This is a genomic window from Streptomyces calidiresistens, assembly GCF_014141525.1.
GTDB classification, from domain to species: domain Bacteria; phylum Actinomycetota; class Actinomycetes; order Streptomycetales; family Streptomycetaceae; genus Streptomyces; species Streptomyces calidiresistens.
On record NZ_VKHS01000424.1, the window covers coordinates 1 to 4753 of the forward strand.

A 4753-nucleotide genomic window follows, 5' to 3' on the forward strand; every position below is an offset into this window, starting at 1 on the left:
CGCGCGGGGGGATCGGTGTGCCGCGCATCACGCCGCGCCTCCCGCGCCGGGGGCGCGGTGCCCGGCGCGCCCCCGGCGTCACTCCACGGGACGGGCGTGCTGGAGTTCGGTGGTGCCGTTCCAGCCGGGCACGGTGACCGAGGAGTGCTCGTCCACCTTCCAGCCCAGCCCGTAGGCGTCCACGTACCGCCGGTAGACACCGACGGCGGGGGATTCGTCGAGGGCGCGGAGCAGGTCCTCCCGCTCCCCGACGGCGGTGATGGTGTAGGGCGGGGAGTACAGCCGGCCCTGGAGGATCAGGGTGTTGCCCACGCAGCGCACGGCGCTGGTGGAGATCAGTCGCTGGTCCATCACCTGCACGCCCAGGGCCCCGCCCTCCCACAGGGCGTTGACCACGGCCTGGAGGTCCTGCTGGTGGATGACGAGGTCGTTGGGGCTCGGCTCGGGGGCCCAGGAGACCAGCGGGACGGCGTCCGGAGGGGCGTCGGTGAGGGTGACGGTCAGGCCGGGGCCGGAGAGTTCCGCGAGGCCGGCGGCCTCCTCGGCGCGCGCCAGGGCGCGGATCTCCGCGTCGGTGATGCCGGTGTCGGACTCGCGGAGTTCCCGCACCTCCTCGCGCAGTGTGCCGGTGGCCTCCTCCTGGCGGGTGTTCTCCCGGCCCCGGTCGCGGATGAGGTCCGACAACTGGAGCAGCGGGTCGTCCTTCCGGAGGTCCGCGCCCCGGGAGACGCTGAAGGCGGTCCAGAAGAGGAGGCCGGCGAGGGTGAAGACGAGGAGGGTGCCCAGGCGCCCCGGGCGGAGGCGGGGGTGACGCGGGAGGCGCGGGATGAAGCGGTTCACTGCACCCTGCTCCCTTCCCGACCGTTCGAACCACTACGCTAACGGACTATCCACCACCACGTACCCGCGGCAACCTGCCGCCCGCTGCCCCCGGGGCAGCGCACCCGACAGGAGACCTCTCGTGCCGAAGTCCCGGATCCGCAAGAAGAAGGACGGCTCCGCCGCGAAGCCCGAGAAGCAGCAGACCGCGAAGCTGGACATGAGTTCCGGTCGCAGCTGGGTCGCGCCGTTGATGCTCGTGCTGTTCGGCGTGGGCCTGGCCTGGATCGTGGTGTTCTACATCACCGAGGGCAGCCTGCCGGTGAGCGTGCTGGGCAACTGGAACATCGTCGTGGGCTTCGGTTTCATCGCCGGTGGATTCGTCGTCTCCACCCAGTGGAAGTAGCGCCCGGGTGCCCCCGGGGGGTTATCCACAGATCGTGTGATCTTCCGTCGAGCTGTGGATAACCCTCTGTGTCGAGGTGTGGCGCCGGTGGCTCGCACGGACCCGCGAATCCCCTCGCACCCCTGTTCGCCTGCGGAGATGCCCCGGGCAGGGGGAGCGGGTGGGGGGTGTGGACGGCCGGTGTGATCATCCACATGTCGCGCCCGAACGGGCGCCGGCTGTGGATAACCCTCTCGGGCCCCACCCCGTTCGGGCCGGTCGGTGGGCTCCCGACCGGCCCGAACGGGGCGACCGGCGACCCCGGGAGGCCACGACCGGGAAAGTCCCGCCCCGGAAAGCCGCGGGCGGGGGGTCGGGTCAGCCGACCAGTTGGAGGGTGCGCACCACGCACGCCACCACCAGCACCAGCGCCACCGCCGCACAGGTCCCGTACTGCACCGGGGCCCGCCGCTCCCGGGGCGCGTGCACCATCGCCCACGCGATCACCGCGCCGGCGATCAGTCCGCCCAGGTGCGCCTGCCACGCGATGTTCAACCCGGGCAGGAAGGTGATGACCAGGTTGATCACCAGCAGCACCAGGATCGGCCGCATGTCGTAGCGCAGCCGGCGCAACAGCACCGCCATCGCCCCGAAAAGGCCGAAGATCGCGCCCGAGGCCCCCAGCGACAACTGGTTCGGGGCCGCGAGCAGGTAGGACAGGGTGCTGCCCGCCAACGCGGAGAGCAGGTACAGGGTCAGGAAGCGGGCGCGTCCCAGGGCGGCCTCCAGGTTCGGCCCCAGGAACCACAGCGCCAGCATGTTGAAGCCGATGTGCCAGAACTGCTGGTGCAGAAAGGCTGAGGTCAGCAGGCGGTACCACTCGCCCGCCGCCACCCCGATGGTGGTGGTGTCCCAGGCCCCGGCCCGCGCGTACCCCAGCATCGCCAGGTCGCGCACCAGGGGCGTGCCCGCCCCCAACACCCCGATGAACACCACCAGGTTGAGAGCCAGCAGGATCTTGGTGACCAGCCGCGGGTCCGCCTGCACGGTGCCACCGGCCAGGGTCCGGGGACGGCTGCCGCGGGTCGAGGCCTCCGCGGCCCGCACGCACTCCGGACAGTGGTAGCCCACCGAGGCGTCCACCATGCAGTCCGGACAGATGGGTCGCTCGCAGCGGGTGCAGCGGATGCCGGTCTCCCGCTCGGGGTGCCGGTAGCAGACGGCGAGCCCCGACCCGGGGTCACCCGGCCGTTCCGCCCCCGGTCCCCGCGGTCCCTCGGGGGGTCCCTGATCCGCCATGGCCTCCCTTTCGCTGCCTCTCGCTGCCTCTCGCCGCCTCTTGCCGCGGGCCGCCGCGGGTCGCCGCGGGTGGCGTGTCCGCCCGACTGTCGATCCTACGGTTTCCCGTGATGCCCCGGCCCCCGCGCGGGAACCGGGCCGCCCCGGCGGTGCCCACCGGCGCCCTCACATCCCCTTCCCGCATCCCCTTCCCGCCTTTCGTGGGTCCGCACACCGGCGAAACGCCGGGAGGGGCGGACGCCGTCGGCGTCCGCCCCTCCCGGTCCGGGCGGTCCCGCGGGGACCGCACGTCCTCAGGCGCGCTCGATGGTGACCGACTCGATCACCACGTCCTGCAGCGGCCGGTCGGTGCGGGCGTCGGTCGCGGTGCCCGCGATGGTGTCCACGACCTTCCGGCCGGCCTCGTCGGCGACCTCGCCGAAGATGGTGTGCTTGCCGGTCAGCCAGGTGGTCGGACCCACGGTGATGAAGAACTGCGAACCGTTGGTGCCGGGCCCGGCGTTGGCCATCGCCAGCAGGTAGGGCTTGGTGAAGGCCAGGTCGGGGTGGATCTCGTCGGCGAACTCGTAGCCGGGGCCACCGGTGCCGTTGCCCAGCGGGTCGCCGCCCTGGATCATGAAGCCGCTGATCACGCGGTGGAAGACGGTGCCGTCGTAGAGCTTGGCGGCCGCCTTGGTGCCGGTCGCCGGGTGGGTCCACTCGCGGGTGCCCTCGGCCAGCTCCACGAAGTTCTTGACCGTCTTCGGGGCGTGGTTGGGGAACAACTCCACCCGGATGGGCCCGTGATTGGTCGTGATGGTGGCGTACAGCTTCTCGGCCACGTCGTACCTTCCGTCGGTTGTGCGGTGCCGTCGTCCTTGCGGTGACGGCACCCGATACTGCCATGCCGACCGACCCCCTTCGGGACCCGCCGAGCCCTCCCCGCGACACACCCTGCCCCGGATGCCCGTTTCGCGTGCCCGATCGAAACGGAGGCTGCATGATTTGCGTACCGGTGGACAAGCGAGACACAGGACCCGCGCCGGCCGCCCCGGCTCCATCGGCCCGCGTGTCCGGCGGGGGCCGCTCGGAGCACCCCGGACCAGCCGATGACGACCGCCACCGACAGGAAGGAAGAACCGTGAACCGCAACGGACGCGTGCGCGCCGCCGGCGACCATGCGAAGGAGACCGCGCGGCACGCGGCGGAGGTGGTGGGACCGTACGCCGCGTCGGCCAGGGAGAACGCCCGGCACTACGCCCACGAGACGGGCACCTACCTCGCCCCCCGCACCCGGAAGGCAGTGCGGGAGGCGGAGAAGAACTACCGCAAGCACGTCGCCCCGCACGTGGACCGGGCCCGCCGCTCGCTTCCCGACGGAGTCGACGAGGTCGCCCACCGCGCCGCCGACGGCACCCGCCGCGCCGCGCACCGGGCGGCCGAGGGCGCCCGCCACGCCAAGGCCGCCGCGGCTCCCCGCATCGAGGCGGCCCGGGCGCACGCCGGGCCCGTGGGCGAGGAGGTCGCGGCCCGCTCGGCGGCGGCCGTCGCCGCGCTGCGCGGGGCCGTGAGCCCCGCCGAGATCCGTCGCGCCGTGCGTCGCCGCGAGCGCCGCGCCCGCACCCGCAGGGCCGTGAAGTGGGTCGGCCTGACCGGCCTGGTGGTCGGTGGTGCCTGGGCGGCGTGGCGCTGGTGGGACCAGCAGACCAACCCGGACTGGCTGGTGGAGCCCCCCGCCCCGACCGAGCTGGGCGAGGACGTGCTCGACGAGCCGGCGGTCCTGGACCCCGAGGTCGAGGCCAAGCAGGCGGAGGCCGACGTGACCGGCGACACCCGTGAGGGCGAGGGGAGCCCCGAGGACCGGGGCTGACGCCCCTCCCGGAATCCGCGAACCCCTTCCGTGCGGCCCCCGCCGACTCCCCTCCCGGCCGGCGCCGCACGACACCACCCGGGCCCGCCCCGATCCACCCGGATCGGGGCGGGCCCGGGCGCGTGCGGGACGAAGGGGCGCGCCCGTCCGGGGCGCGGGGGAGCAGCGGAACGGGCGGCAGCGGGTCGGAACGCGGACGACCCCGTCCGAACGGGGTACGGGGGAACGGATGTTCCCCTCGGGTTCCCGGGCCGGCCGGGTGAAAATCCGGACTCTTTTTCCGGGCGCTCGGGGCCGGTTCCCCCACCGGGCCGGGACGGACGTCGTGGCGGGCCCTCCGCCTCCCGACGCGGCACCGGCTCCGGCGGGGCGGCGTACTTCCACCACCCGCTTCCCGCCCC

Annotated in this window: 5 protein-coding genes; 2 read left to right on the top strand and 3 right to left on the bottom strand. The window is 73.6% G+C overall.

The window, feature by feature from the left end; translation table 11 throughout:
• Positions 1–78: 78 nt before the first annotated feature.
• Positions 79–840 (bottom strand): DUF881 domain-containing protein, encoded by a 762-nt coding sequence (locus FOE67_RS16820; RefSeq protein WP_323384981.1) that lies wholly within the window; start codon positions 838–840, stop codon positions 79–81.
• A gap of 121 nt (positions 841–961) precedes the next feature.
• Here FOE67_RS16820 and crgA point away from each other — a divergent pair, with 121 nt between their 5' ends.
• Positions 962–1225, top strand: coding sequence for a cell division protein CrgA (gene crgA, locus FOE67_RS16825; protein WP_182665129.1), 264 nt, complete (start codon positions 962–964; stop codon positions 1223–1225).
• 357 nt (positions 1226–1582) lie between these two features.
• Here the strand turns inward: crgA and FOE67_RS16830 are convergent, their stop codons facing one another.
• Together FOE67_RS16830 and FOE67_RS16835 are read right to left on the bottom strand one after the other, a co-directional pair.
• Complete coding sequence (locus FOE67_RS16830; protein WP_182665131.1) at positions 1583–2503, bottom strand: rhomboid family intramembrane serine protease; 921 nt, start codon at positions 2501–2503, stop codon at positions 1583–1585.
• A 293-nt stretch (positions 2504–2796) separates the two neighbouring features.
• A complete protein-coding gene (locus FOE67_RS16835; protein WP_182665134.1) occupies positions 2797–3324 on the bottom strand; it encodes a peptidylprolyl isomerase in 528 nt (175 codons plus the stop codon).
• A 299-nt stretch (positions 3325–3623) separates the two neighbouring features.
• On the opposite strand from FOE67_RS16835, the gene FOE67_RS16840 reads away from it, so the two are divergent.
• Positions 3624–4352, top strand: a complete 729-nt coding sequence (locus FOE67_RS16840) for a DUF5324 family protein (RefSeq protein ID WP_323384982.1) — start codon at positions 3624–3626, stop codon at positions 4350–4352.
• Positions 4353–4753 lie beyond the last annotated feature (401 nt).

Coding starts and splice junctions, on each gene's coding strand:
- FOE67_RS16830 (WP_182665131.1), bottom strand. CDS start 2,503: ATGGCGGATCAGGGACCCCCCGAGGGACCGCGGGGACCGGGGGCGGAA.